General features: G+C 56.1%; 30 protein-coding genes, 1 tRNA gene and 1 pseudogene. 21 read left to right on the top strand and 11 right to left on the bottom strand.

The annotated features are described in order from the left end of the window. Positions 1-4: 4 nt before the first annotated feature. The 6 genes from rpoD (at position 5) to ribD (ending at position 4,816) form a co-directional block, all read left to right on the top strand. A complete protein-coding gene (gene rpoD / locus ACZ1G5_RS02915; RefSeq protein ID WP_472731427.1) occupies positions 5-1,987 on the top strand; it encodes an RNA polymerase sigma factor RpoD in 1,983 nt (660 codons plus the stop codon). A 16-nt stretch (positions 1,988-2,003) separates the two neighbouring features. Continuing rightward, the gene (locus tag ACZ1G5_RS02910; protein WP_472731426.1) at positions 2,004-2,264 is read left to right on the top strand and encodes an HlyU family transcriptional regulator; all 261 of its coding nucleotides are present in this window, start codon (positions 2,004-2,006) and stop codon (positions 2,262-2,264) included. 126 nt (positions 2,265-2,390) lie between these two features. After that, positions 2,391-2,657, top strand: a complete 267-nt coding sequence (locus tag ACZ1G5_RS02905; RefSeq protein ID WP_472731425.1) for a hypothetical protein — start codon at positions 2,391-2,393, stop codon at positions 2,655-2,657. 36 nt (positions 2,658-2,693) lie between these two features. Next, positions 2,694-3,098, top strand: a complete 405-nt coding sequence (locus ACZ1G5_RS02900; protein WP_472731424.1) for a secondary thiamine-phosphate synthase enzyme YjbQ — start codon at positions 2,694-2,696, stop codon at positions 3,096-3,098. A 159-nt stretch (positions 3,099-3,257) separates the two neighbouring features. Then, positions 3,258-3,731, top strand: coding sequence for a transcriptional regulator NrdR (gene nrdR, locus ACZ1G5_RS02895; RefSeq protein WP_472731423.1), 474 nt, complete (start codon positions 3,258-3,260; stop codon positions 3,729-3,731). Beyond that, positions 3,728-4,816 carry a bifunctional diaminohydroxyphosphoribosylaminopyrimidine deaminase/5-amino-6-(5-phosphoribosylamino)uracil reductase RibD gene (gene ribD / locus ACZ1G5_RS02890; protein WP_472731422.1) on the top strand — a complete coding sequence of 363 codons (1,089 nt, stop codon included), beginning with the start codon at positions 3,728-3,730 and terminating at the stop codon, positions 4,814-4,816. The genes nrdR and ribD overlap by 4 nt, the downstream gene beginning before the upstream one ends. On the opposite strand, the gene ACZ1G5_RS02885 is transcribed toward ribD, so the two are convergent. Further along, entirely contained in the window at positions 4,817-6,799 is a 1,983-nt protein-coding gene (locus ACZ1G5_RS02885; RefSeq protein WP_472731421.1) for a capsular polysaccharide biosynthesis protein, read from the bottom strand. 10 nt (positions 6,800-6,809) lie between these two features. Further along, a complete protein-coding gene (locus tag ACZ1G5_RS02880; RefSeq protein WP_472731420.1) occupies positions 6,810-8,102 on the bottom strand; it encodes a capsule biosynthesis protein in 1,293 nt (430 codons plus the stop codon). Between the two features lie 145 nt (positions 8,103-8,247). Between ACZ1G5_RS02880 and ACZ1G5_RS02875 the strand changes: the two genes are divergently transcribed. The 7 genes from ACZ1G5_RS02875 (at position 8,248) to ACZ1G5_RS02845 (ending at position 12,222) form a co-directional block, all read left to right on the top strand. Further along, a complete protein-coding gene (locus ACZ1G5_RS02875; RefSeq protein ID WP_472731419.1) occupies positions 8,248-8,844 on the top strand; it encodes a riboflavin synthase in 597 nt (198 codons plus the stop codon). Then, positions 8,844-9,065 carry a hypothetical protein gene (locus ACZ1G5_RS02870; protein ID WP_472731418.1) on the top strand — a complete coding sequence of 74 codons (222 nt, stop codon included), beginning with the start codon at positions 8,844-8,846 and terminating at the stop codon, positions 9,063-9,065. The genes ACZ1G5_RS02875 and ACZ1G5_RS02870 overlap by 1 nt, the downstream gene beginning before the upstream one ends. Next, positions 9,062-9,616 (top strand): hypothetical protein, encoded by a 555-nt coding sequence (locus ACZ1G5_RS02865; protein ID WP_472731417.1) that lies wholly within the window; start codon positions 9,062-9,064, stop codon positions 9,614-9,616. Before ACZ1G5_RS02870 ends, ACZ1G5_RS02865 begins: the two co-directional genes overlap by 4 nt. 104 nt (positions 9,617-9,720) lie before the next feature. Next, entirely contained in the window at positions 9,721-10,851 is a 1,131-nt protein-coding gene (ribB, locus tag ACZ1G5_RS02860; protein ID WP_472731416.1) for a 3,4-dihydroxy-2-butanone-4-phosphate synthase, read from the top strand. Beyond that, complete coding sequence (locus ACZ1G5_RS02855) at positions 10,851-11,390, top strand: 6,7-dimethyl-8-ribityllumazine synthase (RefSeq protein ID WP_472731415.1); 540 nt, start codon at positions 10,851-10,853, stop codon at positions 11,388-11,390. The genes ribB and ACZ1G5_RS02855 overlap by 1 nt, the downstream gene beginning before the upstream one ends. Then, positions 11,387-11,860 (top strand): transcription antitermination factor NusB, encoded by a 474-nt coding sequence (nusB, locus tag ACZ1G5_RS02850; RefSeq protein ID WP_472731414.1) that lies wholly within the window; start codon positions 11,387-11,389, stop codon positions 11,858-11,860. The genes ACZ1G5_RS02855 and nusB overlap by 4 nt, the downstream gene beginning before the upstream one ends. Positions 11,861-11,913: 53 nt before the next feature. Beyond that, positions 11,914-12,222, top strand: a complete 309-nt coding sequence (locus ACZ1G5_RS02845; RefSeq protein ID WP_472731413.1) for a hypothetical protein — start codon at positions 11,914-11,916, stop codon at positions 12,220-12,222. A gap of 1 nt (position 12,223) precedes the next feature. Here the strand turns inward: ACZ1G5_RS02845 and ACZ1G5_RS02840 are convergent, their stop codons facing one another. The 4 genes from ACZ1G5_RS02840 to ACZ1G5_RS02825 form a co-directional block, all read right to left on the bottom strand. Continuing rightward, positions 12,224-12,727 (bottom strand): aggregation factor core, encoded by a 504-nt coding sequence (locus tag ACZ1G5_RS02840; protein WP_472731412.1) that lies wholly within the window; start codon positions 12,725-12,727, stop codon positions 12,224-12,226. A 267-nt stretch (positions 12,728-12,994) separates the two neighbouring features. Next, positions 12,995-13,129, bottom strand: coding sequence for a hypothetical protein (locus ACZ1G5_RS02835; RefSeq protein WP_472731411.1), 135 nt, complete (start codon positions 13,127-13,129; stop codon positions 12,995-12,997). A 296-nt stretch (positions 13,130-13,425) separates the two neighbouring features. Further along, positions 13,426-13,833: an SRPBCC family protein gene (locus ACZ1G5_RS02830; protein WP_472731410.1), complete on the bottom strand. Its 408-nt coding sequence runs from the start codon at positions 13,831-13,833 to the stop codon at positions 13,426-13,428. Continuing rightward, on the bottom strand, positions 13,830-14,144 hold the full coding sequence (locus ACZ1G5_RS02825) for an ArsR/SmtB family transcription factor (protein ID WP_472731409.1): 315 nt from the start codon (positions 14,142-14,144) through the stop codon (positions 13,830-13,832). The genes ACZ1G5_RS02830 and ACZ1G5_RS02825 overlap by 4 nt, the downstream gene beginning before the upstream one ends. Positions 14,145-14,257: 113 nt before the next feature. On the opposite strand from ACZ1G5_RS02825, the gene ACZ1G5_RS02820 reads away from it, so the two are divergent. Then, a complete protein-coding gene (locus ACZ1G5_RS02820; protein ID WP_472731408.1) occupies positions 14,258-14,722 on the top strand; it encodes an MmcB family DNA repair protein in 465 nt (154 codons plus the stop codon). Positions 14,723-14,813: 91 nt separating this feature from the next. On the opposite strand, the gene ACZ1G5_RS02815 is transcribed toward ACZ1G5_RS02820, so the two are convergent. Beyond that, positions 14,814-16,193, bottom strand: a complete 1,380-nt coding sequence (locus tag ACZ1G5_RS02815) for an IS1182 family transposase (RefSeq protein WP_472731407.1) — start codon at positions 16,191-16,193, stop codon at positions 14,814-14,816. Positions 16,194-16,390: 197 nt separating this feature from the next. Here ACZ1G5_RS02815 and ACZ1G5_RS02810 point away from each other — a divergent pair, with 197 nt between their 5' ends. After that, positions 16,391-16,789 carry a hypothetical protein gene (locus tag ACZ1G5_RS02810; RefSeq protein WP_472731406.1) on the top strand — a complete coding sequence of 133 codons (399 nt, stop codon included), beginning with the start codon at positions 16,391-16,393 and terminating at the stop codon, positions 16,787-16,789. Between the two features lie 61 nt (positions 16,790-16,850). Here ACZ1G5_RS02810 and ACZ1G5_RS02805 read toward each other — a convergent pair whose 3' ends face one another. Beyond that, complete coding sequence (locus ACZ1G5_RS02805) at positions 16,851-17,039, bottom strand: DUF6324 family protein (RefSeq protein WP_472731405.1); 189 nt, start codon at positions 17,037-17,039, stop codon at positions 16,851-16,853. Positions 17,040-17,197: 158 nt separating this feature from the next. Here ACZ1G5_RS02805 and ACZ1G5_RS02800 point away from each other — a divergent pair. The 5 genes and pseudogenes from ACZ1G5_RS02800 (at position 17,198) to ACZ1G5_RS02780 (ending at position 20,799) form a co-directional block, all read left to right on the top strand. Further along, positions 17,198-17,274 (top strand) — tRNA-His (locus tag ACZ1G5_RS02800). Positions 17,275-17,302: 28 nt separating this feature from the next. Continuing rightward, positions 17,303-18,334 carry an RluA family pseudouridine synthase gene (locus ACZ1G5_RS02795; RefSeq protein ID WP_472731404.1) on the top strand — a complete coding sequence of 344 codons (1,032 nt, stop codon included), beginning with the start codon at positions 17,303-17,305 and terminating at the stop codon, positions 18,332-18,334. 162 nt (positions 18,335-18,496) lie between these two features. Further along, positions 18,497-19,394: pseudogene (rpoH, locus tag ACZ1G5_RS02790) on the top strand (RNA polymerase sigma factor RpoH). A 133-nt stretch (positions 19,395-19,527) separates the two neighbouring features. Next, positions 19,528-20,502: a Gfo/Idh/MocA family protein gene (locus tag ACZ1G5_RS02785; RefSeq protein WP_472731403.1), complete on the top strand. Its 975-nt coding sequence runs from the start codon at positions 19,528-19,530 to the stop codon at positions 20,500-20,502. A gap of 9 nt (positions 20,503-20,511) precedes the next feature. After that, a complete protein-coding gene (locus tag ACZ1G5_RS02780; RefSeq protein ID WP_472731402.1) occupies positions 20,512-20,799 on the top strand; it encodes a DUF4389 domain-containing protein in 288 nt (95 codons plus the stop codon). Positions 20,800-20,838: 39 nt separating this feature from the next. Here the strand turns inward: ACZ1G5_RS02780 and ACZ1G5_RS02775 are convergent, their stop codons facing one another. Beyond that, positions 20,839-22,656, bottom strand: coding sequence for a M3 family oligoendopeptidase (locus ACZ1G5_RS02775; RefSeq protein WP_472731401.1), 1,818 nt, complete (start codon positions 22,654-22,656; stop codon positions 20,839-20,841). 198 nt (positions 22,657-22,854) lie between these two features. Between ACZ1G5_RS02775 and ACZ1G5_RS02770 the strand changes: the two genes are divergently transcribed. Further along, a complete protein-coding gene (locus ACZ1G5_RS02770; RefSeq protein ID WP_472731400.1) occupies positions 22,855-23,319 on the top strand; it encodes a GNAT family N-acetyltransferase in 465 nt (154 codons plus the stop codon). Positions 23,320-23,376: 57 nt separating this feature from the next. On the opposite strand, the gene ACZ1G5_RS02765 is transcribed toward ACZ1G5_RS02770, so the two are convergent. After that, positions 23,377-24,966 carry an ATP-dependent DNA ligase gene (locus tag ACZ1G5_RS02765; protein WP_472731399.1) on the bottom strand — a complete coding sequence of 530 codons (1,590 nt, stop codon included), beginning with the start codon at positions 24,964-24,966 and terminating at the stop codon, positions 23,377-23,379. Next, complete coding sequence (locus tag ACZ1G5_RS02760; RefSeq protein WP_472731398.1) at positions 24,963-25,976, bottom strand: ligase-associated DNA damage response exonuclease; 1,014 nt, start codon at positions 25,974-25,976, stop codon at positions 24,963-24,965. Before ACZ1G5_RS02760 ends, ACZ1G5_RS02765 begins: the two co-directional genes overlap by 4 nt. Between the last annotated feature and the right edge of the window lie 69 nt (positions 25,977-26,045).

The following is a 26,045-nucleotide window of genomic DNA, read 5'->3' as shown; positions in this document are numbered from 1 at the left end:
CTGCATGGCCGCTAAAGATAACGACGACCGTAAAGATGATCAGGACGGCGATATCAGCCTTGATATGAGCCAAACTGCGGTCAAGAAGATGATCGCTGACGCGCGAGAGCGTGGATACATCACCTACGATCAGTTGAACGCCGTGCTGCCACCTGAGCAGGTGTCGTCGGATCAGATCGAAGACGTGATGTCGATGCTGTCGGAAATGGGCATTCAGGTTACGGAAGAAGAAGAAAGCGAAGAAACCGAAGAAACCCAAGGCAATACTGCCGTTGCGACGGTTGCGGGATCGCGCGAGGTCACGCTTGGTGGTGCGGAAACCGAGAAGCTGGACCGCACAGATGACCCGGTTCGAATGTATCTGCGTGAAATGGGTTCGGTCGAACTGCTGTCGCGTGAGGGCGAGATCGCGATTGCCAAGCGGATCGAGGCCGGTCGCAATACGATGATCCTGGGGCTTTGCGAAAGCCCTTTGACCTTCCAGGCGATTACGATCTGGCGTGACGAACTTTTGTCAGAAGACATTCTGCTGCGCGATGTTATCGACCTTGAAACCACGTTCGGCAATCAGCTTGGCGAAGATGGCGAGGAAGAAACTGTTGTTGCCGCCCCGGCTGCGGCTGGAACGGAGACAAAGAAAGAAGATACGCAAGAGCTTGACGCTGATGGCAACCCAATTGCCAAAGATGACGATGATGATGACGAAGATCAGGCCAACATGTCGCTTGCCGCAATGGAGGCCGCGCTGAAGCCACGCGTTTTGGAAACGCTGGAATTGATCGCACGCGACTTTGCGGATTTGTCCGATATGCAGGACGCGCGAATGTCTGCGACCCTCAACGAAGATTCATCCTTCTCTGACAAACAAGAGAAAAAATATCAAAAGCTGCGCTCTGAGATTGTGGAGCTGGTGAATTCACTGCACCTGCACAACAACCGTATCGAAGCACTGATCGATCAGCTCTATGGAATTAACCGACGGATCATGTCCATCGACAGCTCTATGGTAAAGCTCGCCGACCAAGCCCGCATCAATCGGCGTGAATTCATCGACGCGTATCGGGGCAGAGAGCTTGACCCCAACTGGCTTGACGAAATGGGCGAAAAGTCCGGTCGTGGCTGGCAGATGATGATCGAGAAATCAACCGGCAAGATTGAAGAGTTGCGCAATGACATGGCCCAAGTTGGTCAATATGTCGGCGTAGACATCACCGAATTCCGCCGCATCGTGCAGCAGGTCCAGAAGGGTGAAAAAGAGGCGCGTCAGGCCAAGAAAGAAATGGTCGAGGCGAACCTGCGTCTGGTGATCTCGATTGCCAAGAAATACACGAACCGTGGCCTGCAATTCCTTGATCTTATTCAAGAAGGGAACATCGGCCTAATGAAAGCGGTCGATAAGTTTGAATATCGTCGTGGGTATAAATTCTCTACCTACGCGACATGGTGGATCCGTCAGGCGATCACCCGGTCGATTGCCGATCAGGCCCGCACGATCCGTATTCCTGTGCATATGATCGAAACGATCAACAAGTTGGTCCGCACGGGCCGCCAGATGCTGCACGAAATCGGTCGCGAGCCAACACCAGAGGAATTGGCAGAGAAGCTGCAGATGCCTTTGGAAAAGGTGCGCAAGGTGATGAAAATCGCCAAAGAGCCCATCAGTCTTGAGACACCAATCGGCGACGAGGAAGACAGCCAGTTGGGTGACTTCATCGAGGATAAGAATGCGATCCTGCCTTTGGACAGCGCCATTCAGGAGAACCTCAAGGAAACGACCACACGCGTTCTGGCATCCCTCACGCCGCGCGAAGAGCGGGTTTTGCGCATGCGCTTTGGCATTGGGATGAACACCGACCATACGCTTGAAGAGGTCGGTCAGCAGTTCAGCGTGACGCGCGAACGTATTCGCCAGATTGAGGCGAAAGCACTGCGGAAGCTGAAGCATCCAAGCCGATCACGTAAGCTGCGGTCGTTCTTGGATCAATAACCGAAGGAGATCGCCAATGGCGCTCTTTTCCAAACTCTTCGGTGGCGGCAAAGCGGCAGAGCCTGTCGCTGCTGAAACGTATAAGGACTTTGCAATCACACCGATCCCGCAAAAGGAAAGCGGCGGCTGGCGGCTTGCTGCGCGGATTGAAAAGGACGGACAGGAGCACACCCTCATCCGTTCTGACGTACTGCAATCAAAAGAAGAGGCCGATGCAGCCTCAATCGCCAAGGCCAAACAGATGGTTGATGAACAGGGCATGCGGCTGTTCGAGTAGCGTTCGGTCATATTTCACAGCATCACGCCCGGCTCATGTGCATTTACGATCATGTGACATACGGTTTCAGTAGATTGAAACGAGCCGCTATTGGGCGCACATCCTAATCACAGAAAGGATGTCGTCATGACAAAACTGTCCATCTCTCTTGCAGCTGCCATGCTGTCCATTACCTTCGCGCCAGCGGTCAGCGCCTACGGGGTTGAACCGGGTCCGCAGTCCAGCGCGAACCTGACGCAGATCGCCATTTCGACGCCACAAACGGCTGATGTAGCCGGTGCGTGCACGGTCAATATCACCCCAGTTCTTGCGAATGTTCTGGGCCTTTCTGCGGACTGGCGCGGCGACAGCGTCCAGCCACAGCAGACATCAATCGCCTGCGCCGAAGAGTAACTTGCGCTTTGTTGTGTGTCCGTGGAAGGTACGGGCATGCAGACACGATTTGAAATCGCGACCAACGGGCCCGGCCTGTACGAATTTACCCGTCAAATCGCGGACTGGGCTGATGGCACCGGACTTCTGACACTTTTTGTTCAGCACACTTCGGCCAGTTTGGTCATTCAAGAAAATGCTGACCCCGAGGTGCAGGTTGATCTGCAAAACTACTTTGCGCGGCTAGTACCGCCCACGACCGACCCTGCGATGTCCTATCTGACCCATACATATGAGGGCCCAGATGATATGCCTGCGCATATCAAGGCAGCGCTTTTACCAACCCATCTGAGCATCCCGGTCACAGACGGCAAACTGGCCCTTGGCACATGGCAGGGCATTTATGTTTTTGAGCATCGCGATCGGCCGCATCGCAGAAATGTGGTGGCCCATCTGGGCTGATCCGACACAACCGAGTCCTTCGCGCAACGGTTTGCCGCCCCTCATCTTGCGCCAGCAATTGCCCACTACCCAAAACTTGCGCGCCCTCATATAGTGCCTGTGGACAAATGGGGCAGCGATACAAGCCATAGACCCCAACATCAGAAATGAGGACTGAACATGCGTTGCCCGTTTTGTGGAAATGTCGACACACAGGTCAAAGACAGCCGCCCCGCCGAGGATCATGTTGCCATCAGGCGCAGACGTTTTTGCCCGGCCTGTGGTGGTCGTTTTACAACCTACGAACGTGTGCAGCTGCGTGACCTTGTTGTGATCAAGACCAACGGCCGCCGCGAAGACTTTGACCGGCCCAAGCTGGAACGATCTATCCGCATCGCGCTGCAAAAGCGCCCCGTTGAGCCAGAGCGGATTGATCAGATGATCAGCGGCATAGTTCGCCGCCTGGAAAGCATGGGAGAAACAGACATCCCATCAGGCACCATAGGCGAAATTGTCATGGAAAGCCTGGCCCGGATTGATACTGTTGCCTACGTAAGATTTGCCAGCGTTTACAAGAACTTCCAGGCCGCAGATGATTTTGATAAATTCGTGAGTGAGTTGCGCCCGGACAGCCAAGGCGAAGACGACGAGTGACCCCCCAAACGGATGCCCGTTTCATGACGTTGGCCCTATCGCTGGGACGGCGTGGCATGGGGCGTGTTTGGCCCAATCCCGCCGTTGGTTGCGTGATCGTCAAGAATGGCCAGATTGTCGGGCGCGGTTGGACCGCTGACCGGGGGCGACCGCATGCCGAGACACGCGCACTGGCGCAAGCGGGGGCTGCGGCAGAGGGCGCGACGGTTTTTGTCACGTTGGAACCCTGTTCCCACCAAGGTCAGACGCCGCCCTGCGCTCAGGCGTTGATTGATGCGAAAGTTTCGCGCGTGGTTGTCGCGACGGGCGACCCTGACGCGCGTGTCGCCGGCAGCGGCCTGACAATGCTTCGCGATGCGGGGATCACTGTTGACTACGGCGTATTGGAGGCTGACGCGCTGCGCGACCATGCTGGTTTCTTACTCTGCGTGAATGAAAAGCGGCCCTTTGTGACGCTAAAGCTCGCGGGCACGCTGGACGGGCGTATCGCGACCGCCACCGGAGAAAGCCAATGGATCACTGGACCAGAGGCCCGGCGCGACGTGCACGCCATGCGCGCGCGCCACGATGCGGTAATGGTGGGTGCAGGAACTGTGCGTGCGGACGATCCATCGCTGACCGTGCGCGGGCTTGGCATCACGCAGCAGCCTGTGCGGGTGGTTGTTTCGCGCGCCATGAAAATCCCGGTTACGCGACAGTTGGCGCAGACGGCCGGCGATGTTCCGGTCTGGCTCTGCCACGGCGAGGGTGCTGACACCAAGGCGTGGATGGCGCACGGTGCTGTCAGTATGCCCTGTTCGACGATCTCTGGGCAGATTGATCTGCATGCGGTGATGACCGCGCTGGCAGAGCGAGGGATCACGCGTGTGTTTTGCGAAGGCGGAGGTATGCTCGCGGCCTCGTTGCTGCATGCAGGGCTTGTTGATCAACTGGTGGTGTACACCGCCGGTGCTGCTATCGGTGCTGAAGGCACGCCCATGTTGGCCGCGATGGGTATCGACCGATTGGCAGGCGCGCCGCGCTTTGGTTTGGACAGTGTGCGGCCCATTGGCAATGATATCCGCCATACCTGGATGCGCGTCTAACTAGCGCCAAAGATACGCGTAGCTCGCAAAAAGCCCCTGCAGCTTGGCAAGCCCCCGGTTCACGTTGCCGTGACGCGGTAAGTCGTTGTTTTCAATCCGATCAACGATGACTTCGACGGGACACGGCAGACCGGTGACAGGATCAAAGTAGCGCGGATAGGCGATAAGTGCTGCATGGGTGAGCGCCACAAGGTCAACACGCGCTGACCTGCGTGTGACAGGCATTGCGCGATCATCCGTCAAACCCCAACCGGCATAAAATGGTGTGCCAAGACAGGTCACGGCCTTACCGCGCAAAAGCGCCTCAAATCCCAAAAGGGATGTCATGGTCCAGACTTCGTCAACAGCTTCGATGGCATCAATCGGATCAGTATCGTTCAAAACTAGATCAGCCAGCGCGTCGGCCTGCGATACACCGCCGTCTCGCAGGCCGACCTCAACGTCTGGATGTGGTTTATAGAGGATGACGGCCGCGGGGTTCGCCTCGCGCGTGGCCTTCAATAACGCCAGATTATCCGCGACATCAGATGTCCCCAACTTGATTGAGGCATCATCCATAACCTGCCCGGGCACGAGGATGCGGCGACCGTTTGGCAGATCGGGCAAGGGGGGCGAGGAGAGGTTGTACTTTGACAGCCGCGCGTCTTTCAGGCGCTCTATCAAGGCAGTGGCACGGGCGCGCTGTGCATCATCCAAGTTCTCGGAGCCATTGATCAGGTTTTCCAGACGACTTGGGCGGGTCGCATCGTAGTAGATACCAATGTCGTCAAGTACCAGACTAAGGGGGGCAATGAGGTCGGCACCCAAGCCGCGGGACCGCAAAAATCCATCCTCTACCAAAATGGCCTCGTCAGCGCCCTTACCAGCCCATCGCATCAGCCGCCGATCCTTGGTTTTGGCGGTTGGTTTTCCGGCAAAGATAACCGGTTTTGGTTTCCCAAATATCTGTTGAAGCGGTTTGCGTTTCCACAGCCGCATATCTGCGGCGATCCACCCACGATAGTCATCGCGCCAAGCCTGTGCTGCCGCACTTATGGTCGCGGTGGCCTCTTCAAAACTACATAGCCGGTCATGAAACGGGTCATACCATTTGGGATACAGGATCATCGCACCTGCAAAAAGCTGTGCGCGTGTCAGGTTGCGCTGGCGGCGTTGAAGCGGGGTGCGGTCGTCTGTGAGCCCCCATCCCATGTAAAAGGGTTGCCCAAAAACGATGGGTTTATGGCCTGCAAGGATCGCCTCAAACCCCAATTGCGAGCTGACGGTATAAACCGCGATGGCACCTTCCAGCAGCGACCAAGGCGAGATGTTTTCGTCGGATAATGTAATCCGCTCATTGGTGTCTTTGGTGGTGAAATATCCGTCCCGATGCCCCGCCACCGTTTCAGGATGAGTCTTGATAATAATCTGCGCGGTGGGATGTTCGGTTTGCGCGTAAAACAACATCTCGCGGAAGGTGTTGCTGTCAGCGCCACTGGCCTTGATCGACGCATCTTTGCGGGTTTGGTCAATGACCAGAACATATCCGGGTTCAGGGACGTCAAGTGTGGGGTCAAAGGCGTTGTATTTTGAAATATGATTGGTTTTCAGCGCTGTAATCCCGGCCTTCGCGCGGTTCAGCAGGGCCGTGTCATCAAGCGGGTTTTCGGTCAGGATCGTCTCGAGGTCTGACCGCGTTGCCGGATCAAAGTGAACGCCGTTTCGATCAATATTGAGCCCAATAGGCGGGTCACCATCACGACCCAAACCAACAGAGCGCAGAAAGCTGTCTTCAACCCGCACGACCTTTGCACCCTTGCGTGCCGCGACGGCTTCGCCTCTTGGCGATGTCGGGCTTTGCCCCCAAACGCCGACCAGATCATCGTCGTGGGGAGTGCCTAGCTTGATGTCATAGCCGGCTAAATCCAAAATACGCCGCACACGACCTTCGGTCAGAAAGCCACCATTGTAGACATAAAGATTTTGGCGTTTTTGCTCGGTCATCGATGGCACGCTACGGCAGGGTGCCCTTGTTCACAACGCGCAATGGCTGGGTCGACGGAGCCTTGGCCCGCAATGCATCATAGGGGTCTTCATCATGCAACATCATATCAACCAATTGACGTAGGAGTTGGCGACGACCTGAAGTTGAATAAAATCCGCCGGGGACTTGGCTGGTCTCTAGCAGGAACTGGCGATATTCGCGGTAGGCTTGTGCATCTGGCCTTTGCGGTTCGGCAAAAAAGACGGGCAAAGATTGGCTCGATACAAATTCCGGCTTGTTGTAGACAGCGGTGCCAAAGGCCTTCAGCGGAATGCCGCGCCACAAGGCCTGTTGACCTGCGGTTGAGTTCACGGTGACGGCAGAGCGCGCCTCGGCCAGAATATGCGCAAGCTTGCCGCCACGCAGATAATGCGTTCTGGCCCGCACGCCATGTTCGTCGGCGGCTTGCATGATCATCTGGCGCAGCGATGACTGGCCATTTTCTAGCGGATGCGCTTTGAACACAAGGTGGTGATGCGCGGGTGCACCTTTTGCAAAGCCCGCAATCACAAGCGTAATGAAAGCCCGCATGTCGTCAAACGGTGAATGCGCCTGAAAGCTGGCATCATGCTCCAACTGCAAAAGGCCCAGATGATAGGGATATCCGCCCGCCTTGATGGTCCGCGTGGCCCAACTCCGTTCAATGGCCAGAAACGGCATCAACAACAGTCGTTTTGTGTAAAGCACCGCCTCGCGATGGACGGGCAGGGCGCGGTGCGGTTTGTAGCCGGGGTAGAGCCCGTTTCGAAACATGATGAACCAATGATACAATGCACCATAGAAGATGTGCTGGCGCGTATCGCCCCAATGCGCAGGCGGGGTTGGCATATCGATGTCGGATTGGGCGAGGCGTTCTTGCATGTCGGGGACCGAGAAGTGCATCAGCCGCGAATGGCCGTTGCTGCCGCCACGCTCATAGGTCACCCAATAGGGACGCAGATAGCCTTCTTCAAAGACATGGATACGCAGACCCAGCGCTTTGGCTTGTCGCACGGCTTCGGCGTGAGTGGGGCGAGTGTCGCCGTAAAGGACAATGTCGGTAATCTTGCGCGCTTTGATGATCGCGGCGAGGGTCTCCGGCCAGCCCGCCAAATCGCCCTGAAACGGGATATATCCCGGCGCACGCCCCCAAAAAGCCGCATCCCCTGCGTTAAACCCAACCCGCCACACAGGCACGCCCGCCTTGCGCAGCATCCGCCCCAATTGGCGGAAAAACGGGCCGTGGGGGCCTTGGAGGAAAAGATATGCTTTGGTGTGTGACATCTGCGGGCAGGGTTACGACGTGACCATCTGGAAAAGGTTAATACATCTTACTGACGCGATTGTCGTGATCTGGCAAGCGCTACGACTTGTCGGGCCGGTGCTGAAACGCTAGGTCAAAGGGCAACAGTTAAGGAACCAGAGCCTCATGTTTACAGGTATCATTACAGACATCGGCACAGTGCTGGAACTTGAACAGCGCGGTGATCTGCGCGCGCGGATCGGCACGGGCTATGACATCGCAGGCATTGATATTGGTGCCTCGATTGCCTGCAACGGCTGCTGTCTGACCGTCATTGCGCTGGGCAACACCCCGCAGAATTGGTTCGATGTTGAGATTTCGGCGGAAAGCCTCGGCGCCACGAATGTGGGCGACTGGGCGGTTGGCGGGCGTTTGAACCTCGAACGCGCACTTAAGGTCGGGGATGAACTGGGGGGGCATATCGTATCGGGCCACGTTGATGGGGTGGCAGAGGTTGTGGGTATGAAAGACGAAGGCGACAGTACCCGCGTGACGTTCCGTGCGCCGGAGGATCTGGCGCGGTTCATTGCGCCCAAAGGGTCGGTCGCGCTGAACGGAACCTCGCTGACCGTGAATGAGGTCGATGGCCGAGATTTCGGGATTAACTTTATCCCCCACACCAAGGTGGCCACGACGTGGGGCGACACCGCTGTCGGTGACCGGATCAACCTAGAGATCGACACGATGGCTCGCTACGTGGCGCGTCTACGCGAGTACGGCTGATGAAACCGCTGGTCCTTGCGTCGATCGAAGATGACACTGGGGACCGCTGCGTCGATATCATCTGCTTAGATTATGGGCAGTTTGCTTACCGTGAATGCAGACGTGACCCCGAAGATGGGCATGGTTGGCGCTATCTGTCAGAAGCCCCGCCGCCCGTGTTTGACACCGAAGCCGCGGCGCATGAAGCTGCCGTGCGCGATGTTGGATGGATGCAGGCATGACAATTGGCATAGGACATAACTCTGGTCGTGTGGATGAGCCGGGCCAAAGCTGGCGCAAGCATGTCTGGACGAAAGCACGCAAAGAGCTGATGCCTACTTTGCCGCTTGAAATCGTGCGGTTGCGGGTGCGGCGCGCGACAGAGCTGGGCTTGCCCTATAAGACCTACGCGGGAATCCGGGCGAGTACCGGACATGATCTGATCGGTTTTTTGTTCTCTAACAACGCATTGCAGGTCTTGCGAGAGGGGCAGCCTTTGCCCGCCAAGCACGCCGCCAAGCTCGCTGGTTTGGTGCGTACCGCGTGTACGGGCGTTGCCCATCGCCCTGTGACCCCCACACATATGGGCGGGTTGTCGGGATTGTCTGGCGCGCATGCGGCCCCGGCGTTTAACGACAGCTGGGCCGTGATGCGTGATCAGATCCGCACCATGCTGACGTCAAACGGGTATCCCGCAGATCGATATGTGATCGTAGGTGATACCGCGTTTGAACGCGAATGGGCGGAAGCGGCGCAGACGGCGGGGTATTTGCGGGCGGATCAGTTCTTTTGACGTAAGGTGGATCATGATCCACCTTACCTGACGCACCCATAGATACTTTCCAAAGCATCTGCGCTGGGCTATCTGCGACCATGAGACGCCCCGCGGAGAGACCCATGAACCAGAATTTCGAAACGCCCGGCCCGGTAGAGCGCGACTGGACCGACGCGATCAGCAAAATCGAAGAGATCATCGAGGATGCCCGCAATGGCCGTATGTTCGTACTGGTGGACCATGAGGATCGTGAGAACGAAGGCGATCTGGTGATACCCGCGCAAATGGCCACCCCGGATGCGATCAACTTCATGGCCAAGCATGGGCGCGGTTTGATCTGCCTCACGCTGCCCGGCGAGCGTATTGACGCGCTGGGTTTGCCGCTGATGGCCTCGCATAATTCATCTCGACACGAAACGGCCTTTACCGTCAGCATTGAAGCGCGCGAAGGGGTCAGTACGGGTATCTCTGCGCATGATCGCGCGCGTACTGTCGCGACGGCGATTGATGCGTCCAAAGGGGCCGCCGACATTGCCACCCCGGGTCACGTCTTTCCACTGCGCGCGCGCGACGGCGGTGTGCTGGTGCGTGCCGGGCATACAGAAGCTGCCGTCGATATCAGTCGCCTTGCCGGCCTGAACCCATCCGGTGTCATCTGTGAGATCATGAAGGAAGACGGCGAAATGGCACGTCTGCCGGACCTGATTGCCTTTGCGCAGCTGCATAACCTCAAAATTGGCACGATCAGCGACCTGATCGCCTATCGCCGACGCCACGACAACCTGGTGCGTGTCCGCGAAACCAGCACGATCCAATCCGAATTTGGTGGAGAATGGGAACTACGGATCTATACCGACGAAACCCAGGGGGCCGAACATATCGCGCTCATCAAAGGTGATATCACAACGGATGAACCGGTTCTGGTGCGCATGCACGCGATGGATCCGATGCTGGATGTTGTCGGCGTTGGTCCAAAAGGACGCCGTGATGAGTTTGGCGACGCGATGCAGGTCATCGCAGACGAAGGGCGCGGCGCCCTTGTCTTATTGCGTGACGTTCATATGAAACTTGATGCGACCGAAGAAGTATCGCCGCAAACCTTGCGTCAGTATGGTTTGGGCGCGCAAATCCTCAGCTCGCTTGGTTTGCATGAAATCGAACTGTTGACCAACTCACCCCGTCCCAAAGTGGTTGGCCTTGATGCTTACGGTCTTGAAATCGTAGGCACGCGCAAAATCTCGGAGATTGGATAATGGCCGGACCATCGCATTATATCATGCCACTGCCCGAGTTCGACAGGCCGGTGAAAATCCTGATTGTGGCGTCGCCCTATTACAAGGATATCTCGGACAATCAGATTGCCGGGGCCAAGGCCGAGATTGAAAAGGCCGGTGCAACCTGGGACCATGTTGAGGTGCCTGGCGCGCTGGAAATCCCAACAGCCATCGGCATCGCCGAGCGGATGAGCAATTTTGACGGCTATGTCGCCCTTGGCTGCGTGATCCGGGGTGAGACGACCCACTATGACACCGTCTGCAATGACAGCAGCCGCGCGATCCAATTGCTGGGCCTGCAAGGGCTTTGCATCGGCAATGGCATCCTGACTGTGGAAAACCGCGCGCAGGCAGAAGTCCGTGCTGACCCGGCCGAGATGAACAAAGGCGGCGGGGCGGCGGCTGCGGCCTTGCACCTTGTCTCGCTCGCTCGTAAGTGGGGCAAAGCCGAGAAGACCGTGGGGTTCACCCGCGAAATTCTGATGGCTGGTGATACGGACGGCAAAACCACAGCATGACACTTTCGAACAATCAAAAGCGCAAGATGAAATCAGCCGCCCGGCTTTACGCCGTACAGGCCTTGTTCCAGATGGAGGCGTCGGGCCAAACTGTCGATCAGGTCACGCGGGAATTTGAGGATCACCGTTTGGGCGCTGTCTATGACGAAGGCGAGATGACAGAAGGTGACGTTGATACGTTCCGCGCGCTGATGGAAAAAGCCGTGGATGAACAGGCGGCGATTGACCAGCTGACAGACCGCGCGCTGGTTGCAAAATGGCCAATCGCGCGCATCGACCCGACATGGCGTGCGCTGTTCCGTGCGGCAGGTGCCGAAATGACGCTGAAACAAACGCCGCCCAAGGTGGTGATCAGCGAATTTGTTGGGGTGGCTGAAGCCTTTTCAGCAGATGGCAAAGAGCCAAAGTTCGTCAATGCAGTGCTGGATCATATGGCGCGCGAGGCGCAGCCAGAGGCATTCGGCGGCTAGGCCGCCTTTGATCTTCGTCCGGCGGACGCTATGTGTCGTATATGAGCCGGAAAATGAACCAGAAGCCAGAGCCTGACCTGATGCGGCTTTATCTGCGTCATTGCGCGGTAGGGTTTGCGCTATCTGCAATCTTTGTCGGGCTTATCTTGTGGTTTGATGTTGTCGGACTGCGCGGCTTGATTTTGGGGTCCGACGTCGGTTGGCTTGCGGTTTTCCTGCTATGGTTTTTTAACGGAACCGTTTTCGGCAGCGTACAGTTTGCTATCGTTGTCATGTCACAATCGGACGATGATGATGACGATGGGCCTTGGCGGGGAAGGCGGATCCCGGTTCGCGCGACAGCGCGGCCACGCAAAATCTGATCTAACTGAGGCAACTATGCGCAAAGGTGACTGTATTCGTGCCCCCTGAAAAAACCTGGGTTTCTGTTTGGCCTGCGATCGTGATCTGAACCGTCGCGCCGTCAAGCTCTGCACCAGACACACGGATTTGGCCCAGACTACTATTGGTCAAAACATCATCGAGATCGGCGGAGATGATGACATCATCTTTGGCGCTGAGTGTTTTGATTTCAAAAAGAAGTTTTTGGTCGCCGTCAATAACAGGCTGTGCCGTGACAGCGCCGCTTTGCACTTCGACAGGTTGAAATACTTCTACCCCCGCGCCGGCGCTGGTTACGTCGAAAATCAGACTGCCGGCGGATTCTTCAAGATTGAGCAGCACATCAACCTTTGAAAGTGGGCAAGTATCACTGCTGATCACAAAGCGATCTTTCGGCGCGCTTTCAACAAAGCGAACTGTGATGTCAGCGGTTGCGGGCAGGGCGATGAACGCGAGAAATGCGGCAGGGACCAGAGTTTGTTTCATGCGTTGAAGGTAGAGCGCAACATCGCATTATCAATCTTAAAGTGACGGGGACCGCAGCAACCGTAACAGGTAACTAATCCTGAGGACCTGTAAGTACAGGTGGGCGCCAGGTAATCAGACCAGGGTCAGAACAGAGCCAGCCCCCTAGGATTTGCGTAAGGCCGCTGGATTTGTACCTATATGTTACGAGAAGTGCAGAACCCGTCGTCCAACAGGTAGGGGTGTGAGTGGTCAAGGGCAAGGCCCTAGGGGCCAGTGGGGCTGGTATTATTCTTCGATCTTGCCGCGGATGAGCCAGCCATTGGCACCAACCATCTCGGCGGGGGCGTAGGCAAGCAGCACGCGTTCGGTCATGCCAACAAAGAGCAGAGCCATTGAGACTTCAAAAAATGATACGTTCATTAATACTGACATAAGCAACTTCCCTATTTCTTGGCATCAGGTTTAAGCAGCAAAGCAGCCGAAAAGGTGACGGGGGCATGGCATTTGGGTTTTCGTGACGTGGGGTCAGGTCCAAGTTGTGTCACAAAGCTGTCTGGTTTCCGTGAACTGAAAATAACAAACTTACCATAAGTTATTGATGTAATGGCATTTCTAAGTTTACCTATCGTCAATCTTTCCATCTGGCAGATATTGTTTCTTGGTTAATGCCCGGGACGCAAACAAGAAGGCGTCCCGAGTTTTGTATGGTGAGTCGTTTAGGTGGGGTGTGCTGCTGCGCGCATGCGGGCAAGGTGATCGTCCCAACCTTTATCCAAAGCTAATATGAGATCAAATGCCGCGACACCGTCCGGCAGGCCCTCATGCACCAGCGCAAGATGTGTTCCACCGGGAACCTCCCGTAAAGTCCATGTCACCGTGCTAACAGCGTCACCCATGGGGGCGATATTGAAGGTGTAGGACAGGTGCTCGTGCGGGTCGGCAGCTATGACATTGCCCCACATCAGTTTGTCACCACTTTCTGTGCCAAACATTTCGTACGGTTCACGCGCTGCAAGCGTCTTGGCTGGCTTATGAAACCAAATCGCCAATTTATCGGGGTCGGTCAGATAGGACCAAACCTCTATTTTGTCGGCTTTGAGATAGATTGATTTGCGAATGGTCATGCGGTGTCCTTTTCAATAGCAGTTTTGAGGGTGTTAAGATGATCATCCCAGAAGGCATCAAAGAAGGTCAGCCAATCTCGGATAGGTCCCATGCCAGCCGGGTTGAAGGTGTTAATACGTTCGCGACCCTGCGCACGGACTGTGATGAGGCCGCCATCCGACAGCACAGTCAGGTGCTTTTTGACGGCGGCACGGGTCATATCAAAGTTTTCCGCAACCTCGGCGATGGTCATATCTTGACCGCGCAACATCATGAGGATGTCGCGCCGCGTTGGATCTGCGAGGGCGCGGAAGGTTGGTTGTGGCTCCATTCTGATCTCCAATTACGATACCTTTTGGTTTCACATTTATATAAAACCAAAAGGTATCGCGTCAAGAGATTATCTTCTTGTGTTTTGTTCACGTATTGTTCATGCTTCTGTGCATGCCAGATGATGTTTTCACAACACGCCTGACGCCCGGCCAGCTTTTGGCGCGCGGCGTATCACGTGCGCTGCGCAGCCATGATTTTGTAAGCGTTGAAGAACTTGTGCCGACATCTGGCTTACGTGTGGATGTGATGGCTTTGGGCCCGAAAGGTGAAGTGTGGATTGTCGAATGCAAGTCCAGCCGCGCCGATTTTCAGTCCGATCACAAATGGCAGGGCTATCTGGAATGGTGCGACCGGTTCTTTTGGGCCGTGGACAGCGATTTCCCGACAGAGTTGCTGCCGGACGACACCGGATTGATCATCGCGGATGGGTATGACGCCGAGATCATCCGCATGGGACCAGAGGCAAAATTAGCAGGCGCGCGGCGCAAGGTGATGGTGCAAAAATTCGCGCGTCATGCAGCGGTGAGGGCGCAAGCGGCGCGTGATCCGGGAAGTGTTGTGGAACGGTCATTCTGATGTGTGGAATGGCGGCTACGCGCAGATTGTGTTGAAAAACTCGGTTTGAGAAGCGCGATGATGTGAGTGTTTATTGTGGCTGGCGTCGATCTTATGTCATCGCGGGGCGCATTGGGCGCAGTTTGGCGAGTTTGCGGAGGTTTTGGGCGGTTGCGGCGAGGAGGAATTCGTCTTTCGCACCGTTTGGTCCGCGCAGACGCAGGCGGTCGAGCCGCATGATCTTCTTGAGATGGGCGAAGAGCATTTCGACCTTCTTTCGTCGTCTGCTGGCTTCGGCATATGCGTCTGTCTTGGCGATCTCGCGTGCCTTGTCACGCGCCGCCTCATGGACATGCCGTGAGACAATGCGGGCATCTTTGTTGGGCGTGCAGCGTTCTTTGAGGGCGCAGGTGGAGCAGTGTGTCTTGCTGGCGTAGTACCGTTTGATGCCATCCTTACTAACGCCGGTGCGCGGGGTGCGCATCTTACGCCAGTACTTCTTGAGGGGTTTGCCACCAGGGCAGGTGTATTCGTCTGTGGCTGGATCGTAGCGGAACTCGAGATTAGTGAATGTCCCGTCTTTGCGATCTGATTTGTCGATCACTGGAACGTGCGGTTCAATGTCTTGATCGACCAGCCAACCCAGCATGTTGCCTGAACCATAGGCGGTGTCCGCTGCCAGCCGGTCTGGAAAAAGATCGAACCTGTCTCGCGTGCGGGTCAGCATTGTTTGGGTTGCCCCAACCTCAGCCGGACGGATGGCGCGGGTCGCCTCGACATCCAGAATGATCGCATGGTCAGTATCGATCAGATAATTGGTCGAATAGGCAAAGAATGCTGGTCCTTTCAACGCACCTGTCCACTGGCTGGCGGGATCAGAGAAGGATGTGAACTTTGGTGTCGTATCGCTTGCGGCACCAAATGCGGCGTCATCCAATGTCTCAAGATATTCCCGCACGGCTCGCGGAACGACCGCCGGGTCGATCTGCGCGGCCTCCCATTCCGCCTTTGACGCTGAGTATTGCTTGTTGGCATCGGCCTGGATGATGCTGGCATCTATCGCAAAGGTCTCGCCGCCAACCAAACCCTCAGCCATGCAGCGCTCCACGACCGTCTCAAATAGATGGCGGAACAGATCGCAGTCACGGAACCGTCCATGCCGGTTCTTGGAGAAGGTTGAATGATCGGGGATCGAATCTGACAGATCGAGTTTGCAGAACCAGCGATATGCGAGGTTCAGATGCACCTCTTCGCAGAGCCGACGCTCGGACCGGATGCCAAAGCAGTATCCAACCAGCAGCATGCGGATCATCAATTCCGGATCAATCGATGGGCGGCCTGTGTGGCTGTAGAAATCCGTCAGATGGGCGCGAATGCTGCTGAGGTCAACGAACCGATCAATCGCACGCAGCAGGTGATCTTGCGGGACGTGATCTTCAAGCGAGAACTCATAGAACAAGGCCGCCTGCGCTTCCTGCTTCGGTCCCATCATCGCAATCAACCTCCAGTATGAATACCGAAATTGAATCAGCGATCAGCTCGCCAAACAAGCAGAGTTTTTCAACACAATCAGCCCAAATTGCCCAATGAGCTTCCACTCTATTTGCCAATAAGTTGGGTTTCGGTACTTCATGCGCTTCGATTTGCGCAGTTTTGTAACCTCAGTAGAGATACGGTCAAAAGAGCAAGATGGAAAATCAATTGGATGAACTTGGCTGGCAGCTCGTTTCAGCTGAACAACAACGTGACTCCTATCCCGCCACATTCGAGATTCCTGATTCTAAAATTCGGAATAACTTGTTGCCTGGAATGGGTGCTAAGTTGTTATTTGATATTGAAACTAAGGCAAACGGCGTAGTCATTGACCGAGGCGTCGACCGGATGTGGGTCATCTTGCTACCTGCGTCGAGTTCTCAATTAGGCCGCTACCAAGGCATACTCGACAGTGACCCAGGGATTGCCGAAAACCTTCAACTCAGTAAGGGTGACATCATCACATTTGACCCAGAACATATTTGCGAAATTAACCAACCACCTCGCGAGTTCTTGCTGGAAGTTCACCGATCTTACTTTGAAGGACTGGTATAACTCCAAGGTCGGCAAAGTATGCACAGCAGACCTAAGCCACGCACCTCACGCAAACGTCCCCCTACTTCTTCACAGCCCGCGCAGCCATTGCCGCCGCTTTGATCTCGTCCGCGATCTCGTCCGCTTCCTCAGGATCAAAATCCATCGGGATCTCGACGCCGTCTGCTTCGATAAAGATCCGCACCATGCCCAGATCGGTTGGCCCGATCTGCATATTCGCTTCGACGTCGCGTTCGTTGTTGATACCCATGTCGGTCCCTTTGATCTGGTCTTTGCTGTCCTACCGTGGGCTGGGCTTGATTGGCAAGGGCGGTGCAATCCTCGGGCTCAACCCACATGAAAAGACATGTTAGATTGACCTTTAGAGGACTTGCAATCGTGATCCCATCCCGCTAGATCAGCCCTGTTGCCGCCTTAGCTCAGTTGGTTAGAGCACTGGTTTGTGGAACCAGGGGTCCCCCGTTCAAGCCGGGGAGGCGGTACCATCCCTCCCATGCAGTACCGGAGACGACCATGGGTGAGACACTCATCACATTTGAAATTGGCCCCAATCCTCCGCCACGGCTTGACAAAGCGCTTGGGCGCGATGTGCCGGACGATGCATCGCTCAGCCGGTCGCGTTTGGCCAAGCTGATTGGCGATGGTGCCGTCACCGTCGATGGAGTCGTTGTCACCGATCCCCGTCACCGCATTGCCGAGGGGGCCGCGGTCGCCGTGACCGTCGCAGTTGCTGAAGAAAGCCATATCGTCGGTGAGGATATTCCGCTTGAGGTGGTGTTTGAGGACGACGACCTGATTGTCGTCAATAAACCCAGCGGTATGGTGGTACATCCCGCCCCCGGCACGCCGAGGGGGACGCTGGTCAATGCATTGATCCATCATTGCGGCGAGACGCTTTCAGGTGTGGGCGGAATGAAACGCCCCGGCATTGTGCATCGCATTGATAAGGAAACCACCGGCCTGCTGGTGGCCGCCAAATCTGACCGCGCCCACCACCATCTCGCTGATCAGTTTGCCGCACACACGGTTGAGCGGCGCTATCTGGCGGTGTGCTATGGTCTGCCCGATCAAAACGATCCCCGATTGCGCGGGATTAAGGGAACGTCCTTTGAGCCCGGCAATATCTTGAAGATCCAGACGTTCCTTGGGCGCCATCGTACGGACCGCCAACGACAGGCAGTTTCATTCGCGACGGGGCGGCACGCGGTGACGCGGTCACGGATTGTGGAAACATTGGGACGACCGCCATGCGCCGCGTTGATCGAATGTTGGTTGGAAACCGGGCGCACGCATCAGATCCGGGTCCATATGGCCCATTGCGGCCATGCGCTGATCGGTGACCCCGTGTATGGTGGGCGGCGCAAACTATCCCCGAAAGCGGTCGGCGAAGCGGGTGTTGCTGCGGTTGCCGCATTCCCGCGTCAGGCACTGCACGCGGCGACATTGGGTTTTGAACACCCGGTCTCTGGTGAATTCCTGAAGTTTGAAGCGGAAATCCCCCGTGATATGCGCGATTTACTGCGCGCGTTTGATGCTAATGGCTGAAATATTCGATCCCATGTGCGTGAGCGCACGGAAACGTTCCTCGCAAAACTAAACCGAAGAGTTCATATTGCTTTTACGGAAATCGGATAGGGCTCCTCTTGAAACCCGATGCGAGCGTTCCCATATCGATGTTAAGCCTTTAAACATAGGAGGGCATATACAGTGAGTAATTATAAGAATTTGCCAGCACCATCCCCTGAAGGTGGTCTGAACCGTTACATGCAAGAAATCCGTAAGTTCCCTATGCTGGAGCCTGAGCAAGAGTATATGCTCGCCAAGCGTTGGGTAGACCATGAGGACACAGATGCAGCGCACCAGATGGTGACATCGCACCTGCGTTTGGCTGCCAAGATCGCAATGGGTTACCGCGGCTATGGCTTGCCGCAGGCCGAGGTGATCTCAGAAGCGAACGTCGGTTTGATGCAGGCCGTCAAGCGGTTTGATCCGGAAAAGGGTTTCCGTCTGGCAACCTATGCCATGTGGTGGATTCGGGCGTCGATTCAGGAATACATCCTGCGGTCATGGTCGTTGGTGAAACTCGGCACGACCTCGGCGCAGAAAAAGCTGTTCTTTAACCTGCGCAAGGCCAAGAACCGCATCGGCGCGTTGGAAGACGGCGATTTGCGCCCTGAGAACGTGCAGCGCATTGCCAATGATCTGGGTGTGACCGAAGACGAAGTCATCTCAATGAACCGTCGCTTGTCGGGTGGTGATGCCTCGCTGAACGCCACGGTTAGCGCGGATGGCGAAGGTGCTGCGCAATGGCAGGATTGGCTTGAGGATGAAAGTGCCAATACGGCGGCTGATTATGAGGCAAGCGATGAGCTGGATGCCCGTCGTGAGCTGATGGCGGAAGCGATGGAAGTCCTGAACGATCGTGAAAAGGATATCTTGGTCCAGCGTCGTTTGGCAGAGGAAACCATCACGCTGGAAGATCTGAGTGGTCAGTATGATGTCAGTCGTGAGCGGATTCTGCCAGATTGAGGTCCGTGCCTTTGAAAAGCTGCAGGCCAAGATGCACGAGCTGGCCCGTCAGCGTGGTATGCTGGCTGACGCCTGAGACAAGACAAATGGATGAAATAAATATCCCCGCCGGTTGCCGCCGGCGGGGATACTTTATTGTGGTAGAAGCCTTGGCCTTGTTCCATCTTTAGGATGTTGGCGCTAACATCCTCTAGACGAAGGGACATATTATGACACCAGTACGCTGGGGAATTTTGGGGGCATCTAATTTTGCCCAAAATCACATGGGGCCGGCCATTCATGCGGCCAAAGGCGCAGAGTTGGTGGGTTTGGCGACATCCAGTGCCAAGAAAGCCGAGGGCTTTCAGGCTTTTGTACCCAATTTGGAGATATACGGCGACTATGACGCGCTGCTGGCTGATCCGCAAATGGATGCGATCTACATTCCTTTGCCCAATCACCTTCACGTGGCGTGGAGCAAAAAAGCGCTCGCGGCCGGAAAGCACGTTCTGTGTGAGAAACCTATTGCGCTGACCGAAGATGATTTTGACGGGTTAATTTCAGCCCGCGATGCTTCGGGTCTTCTGGCGGCAGAGGCTTATATGATTGTGCACCACCCACAGTTCCAACGCGCCCGCGAACTGGTGCAAGGCGGTGCCATCGGTGCGCTCAAACATGTGGAGGCATCATTCAGTTTCTACAATGATGACGCGGCAAACATTCGCAACAGACCAGAAGCCGGTGGCGGTGGCTTGCGGGACATTGGGGTGTACACGATGGGGGCTGCGCGTTTTGTCAGCGGTCAGGAACCCGATACCGTTCCCTACGCAAACCTGCGCTATGAAAACGGCGTTGATGTCTTTGCGCAGTTTACCGCGAATTTCCCCGGTTTTACCTTTCAAAGCATGGTGTCGATGCGTCTGTTCAATCGCCAGGGTATCCTGTTTCACGGCGACAAAGGTGTGTTGACACTACACTGCCCGTTTAACGCCAACGTGTTTGATGTGGCCGAACTCACGCTTGAAAATGATGGCCTGACCCGGACATCCGAGCGCTGGCCGGCGGTTAATCACTATGTCTGCCAAGTGGAAAACTTTTGCAATTCGGTGCAGACTGGTGCTGAATACCCATGCCCGCTTGAATTTTCGCGTGGCACACAGCACATGATGGACATGGTTTTTGCGGCGGGTGGACATTCGCAGTAGGAGTGACAGATGGCAAAAGATCAAGAGACGGCTGAAACGGACGTCGCGGACGACCTTGATAGTATCTGGGTGCGCCTGCTGCACATGATTATTATCTCATTCATGATGAGCATCACGAGCACGCTTTTGGGCCTGCTGACCGTTGCACAGTTCCTGATCATGCTATTCAGCAAGCGCGAACCGAACGAGCAATTGGCAGAGTTGGGCACGACCATGGGTGTCTGGATGGCCAAAGCTGCGCGGTATCAGACCGCTGCCAGTGAGGTGAAGCCTTGGCCTTGGACAGAGTTGGACTGAGAAAAGTTAATACGTCCCGGGGCTAGCCCGGGACGCGCTTTAGTCTTCCATCGCCTCCAACTCGTCAATGAAACCTTCGATCATTGCGAGCCCCTTGTCCCAGAATTGTGGGTCGGACGCATCAAGGCCGAATGGGGCCAACAGTTCCTTGTGGTGCTTGGACCCACCTGCGCGCAGCATATCAAAATATTTCTCGCGGAAGTCAGTGTCGCCTTCGGCATAGACTGCATAAAGCGCATTCACGAGCCCATCACCAAACGCATAGGCGTAGACGTAGAAGGGGGAGTGGACGAAATGCGGGATATAGGCCCAGAAGGTTTCATACCCTTCGGCGAAATCAAACACGGGGCCTAGGCTTTCGGCCTGCACGGACATCCACAGCGCATTGATGTCATCAGGGGTCAGTTCGCCGTCGGCGCGGGCGGCATGTAATTTGCATTCAAAGTCGTAGAACGCGATCTGGCGCACAACCGTGTTGATCATATCCTCGACCTTGCCGGCTAGCAGGATCTTGCGCTCTTCTTTGGTTTGCGCGCCGTCCAACATCTTTTGGAAGGTCAGCATTTCGCCAAAGACCGATGCAGTTTCAGCCAGCGTCAGCGGGGTTGAGGACAGCAATTCGCCTTGTTCTGCGGCCAAGACCTGATGCACGCCGTGGCCCAATTCATGCGCTAAGGTCATCACGTCGCGGGGTTTGCCAAGATAGTTCACCATCACGTAAGGGTGCACCGGGGTCACGGTCGGGTGCGCAAATGCGCCTGGGGCTTTGCCCGGTTTGACCGCCGCATCGATCCAGCCGTCGGTAAAGAAGGGTTTGGCGATCTCGGCCATTTTCGGGTCGAATTCAGCGTAGGCAGACATGACCGTCTCTGTTGCCTCGTCCCAATCGACGATCCTGTCGCTTTCCATCGGCAGTGGCGCGTTGCGGTCCCACGTTTGCATCCGCTCCAGCCCCATCCATTTGGCTTTCAGCGCATAATAGCGGTGCGACAGGCGCGGGTAGGCGGCAACGACGGCGTTGCGCAGCGCCTCGACCACTTCGGCCTCCACATGGTTGGACAAGTGCCGCCCGGTTTGCGGGGTTGGCATGTTGCGCCAGCGATCTTCGATCTCTTTTTCCTTGGCCAGCGTGTTGTGCACGCGGCTGAAGATTTTGATGTTGTCTTGGAAAACGGCAGCCAAGGCATGTGTGGCAGCTTCGCGTTTGCTGCGGTCATGCTCGGTCAGCAGGTTCAGCGTCGCTTCGAGGTTAAGCGTTTCACCATCAACGGTGAATTCCAACCCGGCCATCGTTTCGTCAAACAGCTTGTTCCATGCGGAGGCACCAACAACAGAGGCGTCATGCAGGAATTTTTCCAACTCATCCGACAATTGATGGGGCTTCATTGCGCGCATCCGATCAAATACCGGCTTATAACGGGCGAGGTCTGCGTTTGCGGCCAAAAGCCCGGCAAGGTGATCGTCATCAAGCCGGTTGAATTCGAGCCCATAGAACACCAGTGGCGTCGTATATGTCGTGATTTTATCCTGACAATCGGCCATGAATTTGGCGCGCTCGCTATCGGTGGTCGCTTGATAATAGCGCAGACCTGCAAAGGACATGATGCGCCCGGCGATGACATCGATCTGCTCATAGCGCTGCACCGCTTCCAACAGTCCCGCAGCATCCAGATCGGCCAGCTTGCCCTCGTAAGAGGCCGCGAAATCAGCGCATTCCTTTTCCAGCCATGCCATATCACGTTCCAGCTCTGGGCTGTCAGTGGCAGGATAAAGGTCGGTCAGGTCCCACTCAGGCAGATTGCCAAGGTCCTTTCCGCCGCTGGTGTTTGCATCGAAAACGGGCTGAGGGAAGTTCATGGAGCGTGACCTTTCATATGGCGTTGAAAGATACATAGGTCGGCATCGTGGGGGTGAAAACCCTGTTATGGGTGGAATGTCGGATAAGTCTGGTTTTCGGGGAGTGATGGGGTTTAGTGGTGGTGAATGTGGTGAATGACCGATTAGAGTCCGAAGTGCATGATTGTGCAGTCTCAGAAACCCACCTAAAATTTACGCATGAATCGTGGTATCCGAACACGCGCTGCATCCGCCGATGATGCTGAGGCGTTGCTAACGCTCTATGACTTTCTGTCATCCGACAATGAAAGATGCCCGCTCGAACTAGCGAAAACAAATATCTCCAAGATTTGCCAGATTGATGGCAGTGCTGTGCTATTGGGCGAGATTGACGGCGAAGCTTTGACGACATGCACCCTGATAGTAGTTCCAAATTTATCAAGAGGTGGAAGGCCTTATGCGGTAGTTGAAAACGTGGTCACGCATCCTAGCCACCGAGGAAAAGGGCTTGGCAAGGCGATACTCGATGCGGCGTGCGAACGCGCGTGGAGCCATGAATGTTACAAAGTCATGCTGAGTACGGGATCGACACGGCCCGCCACCTTGTCGTTCTACGAAAGTGCAGGTTTCGAACAATCGAGAACTGGTTTTCAAAAGCGACGCCTGCCGAAGCGCCGAGAGTAAGCTAGCTGAGCCGAACGGCAATTTAGTCCCGCACAGCAGACCCTTTATGCCTCCAAATCACCCAAACGTCGCCAACATCTCTTTCAAATCATCCAACGTATTCGCCTCATCCACCGGTTTGTCGCGCCGCCAGCGCAGCATGCGGGGGAACCGTAAGGCGACGCCGGATTTGTGGCGGGGGCTGGCTTGGATGCCTTCGAATGCGATTTCGAACACATGTTCGGGGGGCACTTGGCGCACGGGGCCGAACCGTTGCAGGGTGTTTTTGCGCACCCAAGCGGTGATCTCGCGGAATTCCTTGTCGGTCAGGCCAGAGTAGGCCTTGGTAAAAGGCACCAGATCATTGCCGTTGCGCACGGCAAATGTGTAGTCGGTGAACAGGTTTGCCCGTCGTCCGTGACCTGCTTGGGCATAGATCATCACCGCATCAATGGTCAGCGGATCGATCTTCCATTTCCACCAATCCCCACGTTTGCGCCCTGACAGGTAGGGGCTATCGCGGCGCTTGAGCATGAGCCCTTCTGCGTTCAATGCGCGTGACTGGTCGCGTGCCGCGCTGAGGTCATCCCACGTTTTGAAAGGAACTGAGGCTGAGAGGCGCAGGGGCGCTGACGGCGGCACCTCGGCTGCTAGTTTTTCAAGCTTATCGCGTCGGTCGGACAAGGGCGTGTCGCGGATATCCTGCCCGCCGTGTTCCAGCAGATCGTAAGCCATGATGATGACGGGTGCTTCGGCCAGCAGCTTTTTGGGGACGGTCTTGCGCCCAATTCGCTTTTGCAATGCGTTGAAAGAGAGGGGTGTTTCGTCCTGAAACGCCAGTATTTCCCCATCAATGACTGTTCCGTCGGGCAGGTAGTCGCGGAGCTGTGCCAACTCAGGAAAGCGATCTGTCATCAGGTCTTCGCCGCGTGACCACAGGTGATGTTCGCCACCGCGCAGGATCAATTGCCCCCGGATCCCGTCCCATTTGCGTTCGGCGTTCCAATCGGTGGGTGGGCCGAGGTCATCGAAGCTGTCGAGTTGGTAAGCGAGGTAAAACGGGTAAGGACGCGACAGGTCTGCGGTCGGATCATCGGCCTCTATCAATGTTTCCCATGTGGTCGTATCGGGCGTCCAATTGCCCATCAGCTTATGGGTCAGCGCCGGTTCGTCCTGCCCTGTCGCCTTGGCCAATGCGCGGGTGATCAGCTTGGCGCTGACGCCAATCCGAAAACCGCCGGTCAGCAGCTTGGTAAAAAGAAAGCGTTCGGTGTTGGGCAGGCTGTTCCATGCGTCCAAGATACCAGCCTTGCGCGCGTCCTCTTCCAGCGTAGAGAGGGTTTTGATGTATCCGATCCAATGGGTCAGCGTTTGGTCTTTACTGTCGGTGGCAGGGGGCAACACCAGTGCAATCGTCTCGGCCAGATCGCCAACGATGCTGTAGCTTTCCTCAAACAGCCAGTCAGGCAGGCCGGCGACTTCTGCCGCCCATGCGCGCAGGCGGGTTGCGGTGATCGTCCGTTTGGGACGGCGTCCGGTGAAGAGCGCGATGGTCCAAAGCCGATCTTCGGGTGTGGCCGTCTGGAAATAATCGGCGAGGGCGGCGGTTTTGACCGTCGTTTTGGTGCTTTCGTCGATGCGGGTGAAAAGGGTGGCAAAATACTTCATGCTTCGGCCTCTTCTGCTTGGTCAAAGCCTTCGCCTTGGTAGTCGGTGCTGACGATATGGGCGTCATACCCTTGGCTGGCCAACCATTTCTGGAACGCCGAGGTGTAGCCATGCGTGGCGAAGATTTTGGTGGCACCTGTTGCTTTGATGGCGCTGTTCAACCCGTCCCAATCGGCGTGGTCTGACACGATGAAACCCCGGTCCGCCGCGCGTCTGCGTCGCACGCCACGTAACGCCATCCATCCGCTCGCAAAGGCGGTTGATGCGGTGCCAAACCGCCGGGCCCAAGTGGTGCCAAGGGCGCTGGGCGTTGCCAGCACAAGTGCGCCGGGGTGGGTCTTATGGCTGATGTCTGGCGTGACCAGCGTGGTGTCGGGCAGCGCAAACCCTTGGCCACGCAGCACGGCGTTGGTGTTCTCAATCGCGCCATGGGTCAGGATCGGGCCGATATCGGGGTTGACGGTTGTCAGTAATCGCTGCGCCTTACCCAATGCATAGGCCCCAAGGATCGAGGTGCGCCCCGCAGCGGCATTAGCGGCCCACCAGTCGTTGATTTGCTGGGTCAGAATATCCTCTGGTGTCCATTTGAAAATGGGCAGGCCAAAGGTGCATTCGGTGATGAAAGCGTGGCATGGGACAGGCTCAAATGGTTCGGACAGCCCATCGGCCACCGTTTTGTAATCGCCTGAGACGACCCAAACCTCGCCTTTGACCTCAACCCGAATTTGGGCAGAGCCGGGAACATGACCTGCGGGGTGAAACGACACGGTGGCACCGCCGATTTGGCGCGTTTCATTGTAACGAATGGTGTCCAATGTGATCTGGCCCAGCCGATGCCGCATGACGGGCGCTGTGCCCGTTGTGGCAAGATAGTACTGCATGCCGGGCCGCGCATGGTCGCTGTGCCCATGGGTGATGAGCGCACGATCAACGGGTTTCCACGGATCAATGTAGAAATCGCCAGCGGGGCAATAGATGCCCCGGTCAGTGAAGGTGAGTACGTCGGCCATGCGTTGGAATATAGAGCGCGCTGATCTGGGGCCAATGGGGGGTGGGTTTCACCCACCCTACGTGCGATA

This window comes from Yoonia sp. JB2-21, from assembly GCF_055693545.1.
This window is presented reverse-complemented; position numbering and strand designations above follow the sequence as displayed.

Excerpts from the sequence above, each read along its gene's own strand:
- ACZ1G5_RS02840 (WP_472731412.1), bottom strand. The coding sequence starts at position 12,727 with ATGAAACAAACTCTGGTCCCTGCCGCATTTCTCGCGTTCATCGCCCTG.
- nrdR (WP_472731423.1), top strand. The coding sequence starts at position 3,258 with ATGCGTTGCCCGTTTTGTGGAAATGTCGACACACAGGTCAAAGACAGC.
- ACZ1G5_RS02775 (WP_472731401.1), bottom strand. The coding sequence starts at position 22,656 with ATGAACTTCCCTCAGCCCGTTTTCGATGCAAACACCAGCGGCGGAAAG.
- ACZ1G5_RS02770 (WP_472731400.1), top strand. The coding sequence starts at position 22,855 with ATGAATCGTGGTATCCGAACACGCGCTGCATCCGCCGATGATGCTGAG.
- ACZ1G5_RS02805 (WP_472731405.1), bottom strand. The coding sequence starts at position 17,039 with ATGGGTATCAACAACGAACGCGACGTCGAAGCGAATATGCAGATCGGG.
- ACZ1G5_RS02885 (WP_472731421.1), bottom strand. The coding sequence starts at position 6,799 with ATGACCGAGCAAAAACGCCAAAATCTTTATGTCTACAATGGTGGCTTT.
- ACZ1G5_RS02875 (WP_472731419.1), top strand. The coding sequence starts at position 8,248 with ATGTTTACAGGTATCATTACAGACATCGGCACAGTGCTGGAACTTGAA.
- ACZ1G5_RS02845 (WP_472731413.1), top strand. The coding sequence starts at position 11,914 with ATGAACCAGAAGCCAGAGCCTGACCTGATGCGGCTTTATCTGCGTCAT.
- ACZ1G5_RS02810 (WP_472731406.1), top strand. The coding sequence starts at position 16,391 with ATGGAAAATCAATTGGATGAACTTGGCTGGCAGCTCGTTTCAGCTGAA.
- ACZ1G5_RS02880 (WP_472731420.1), bottom strand. The coding sequence starts at position 8,102 with ATGTCACACACCAAAGCATATCTTTTCCTCCAAGGCCCCCACGGCCCG.
- ACZ1G5_RS02855 (WP_472731415.1), top strand. The coding sequence starts at position 10,851 with ATGGCCGGACCATCGCATTATATCATGCCACTGCCCGAGTTCGACAGG.
- rpoD (WP_472731427.1), top strand. The coding sequence starts at position 5 with ATGGCCGCTAAAGATAACGACGACCGTAAAGATGATCAGGACGGCGAT.
- ACZ1G5_RS02820 (WP_472731408.1), top strand. The coding sequence starts at position 14,258 with ATGCCAGATGATGTTTTCACAACACGCCTGACGCCCGGCCAGCTTTTG.
- ACZ1G5_RS02910 (WP_472731426.1), top strand. The coding sequence starts at position 2,004 with ATGGCGCTCTTTTCCAAACTCTTCGGTGGCGGCAAAGCGGCAGAGCCT.
- ACZ1G5_RS02905 (WP_472731425.1), top strand. The coding sequence starts at position 2,391 with ATGACAAAACTGTCCATCTCTCTTGCAGCTGCCATGCTGTCCATTACC.
- ACZ1G5_RS02815 (WP_472731407.1), bottom strand. The coding sequence starts at position 16,193 with ATGATGGGACCGAAGCAGGAAGCGCAGGCGGCCTTGTTCTATGAGTTC.
- nusB (WP_472731414.1), top strand. The coding sequence starts at position 11,387 with ATGACACTTTCGAACAATCAAAAGCGCAAGATGAAATCAGCCGCCCGG.
- ACZ1G5_RS02825 (WP_472731409.1), bottom strand. The coding sequence starts at position 14,144 with ATGGAGCCACAACCAACCTTCCGCGCCCTCGCAGATCCAACGCGGCGC.
- ACZ1G5_RS02795 (WP_472731404.1), top strand. The coding sequence starts at position 17,303 with ATGGGTGAGACACTCATCACATTTGAAATTGGCCCCAATCCTCCGCCA.
- ACZ1G5_RS02785 (WP_472731403.1), top strand. The coding sequence starts at position 19,528 with ATGACACCAGTACGCTGGGGAATTTTGGGGGCATCTAATTTTGCCCAA.
- ACZ1G5_RS02835 (WP_472731411.1), bottom strand. The coding sequence starts at position 13,129 with ATGAACGTATCATTTTTTGAAGTCTCAATGGCTCTGCTCTTTGTTGGC.
- ACZ1G5_RS02830 (WP_472731410.1), bottom strand. The coding sequence starts at position 13,833 with ATGACCATTCGCAAATCAATCTATCTCAAAGCCGACAAAATAGAGGTT.
- ACZ1G5_RS02760 (WP_472731398.1), bottom strand. The coding sequence starts at position 25,976 with ATGGCCGACGTACTCACCTTCACTGACCGGGGCATCTATTGCCCCGCT.
- ACZ1G5_RS02765 (WP_472731399.1), bottom strand. The coding sequence starts at position 24,966 with ATGAAGTATTTTGCCACCCTTTTCACCCGCATCGACGAAAGCACCAAA.
- ribB (WP_472731416.1), top strand. The coding sequence starts at position 9,721 with ATGAACCAGAATTTCGAAACGCCCGGCCCGGTAGAGCGCGACTGGACC.
- ACZ1G5_RS02870 (WP_472731418.1), top strand. The coding sequence starts at position 8,844 with ATGAAACCGCTGGTCCTTGCGTCGATCGAAGATGACACTGGGGACCGC.
- ACZ1G5_RS02865 (WP_472731417.1), top strand. The coding sequence starts at position 9,062 with ATGACAATTGGCATAGGACATAACTCTGGTCGTGTGGATGAGCCGGGC.
- ACZ1G5_RS02780 (WP_472731402.1), top strand. The coding sequence starts at position 20,512 with ATGGCAAAAGATCAAGAGACGGCTGAAACGGACGTCGCGGACGACCTT.
- ACZ1G5_RS02900 (WP_472731424.1), top strand. The coding sequence starts at position 2,694 with ATGCAGACACGATTTGAAATCGCGACCAACGGGCCCGGCCTGTACGAA.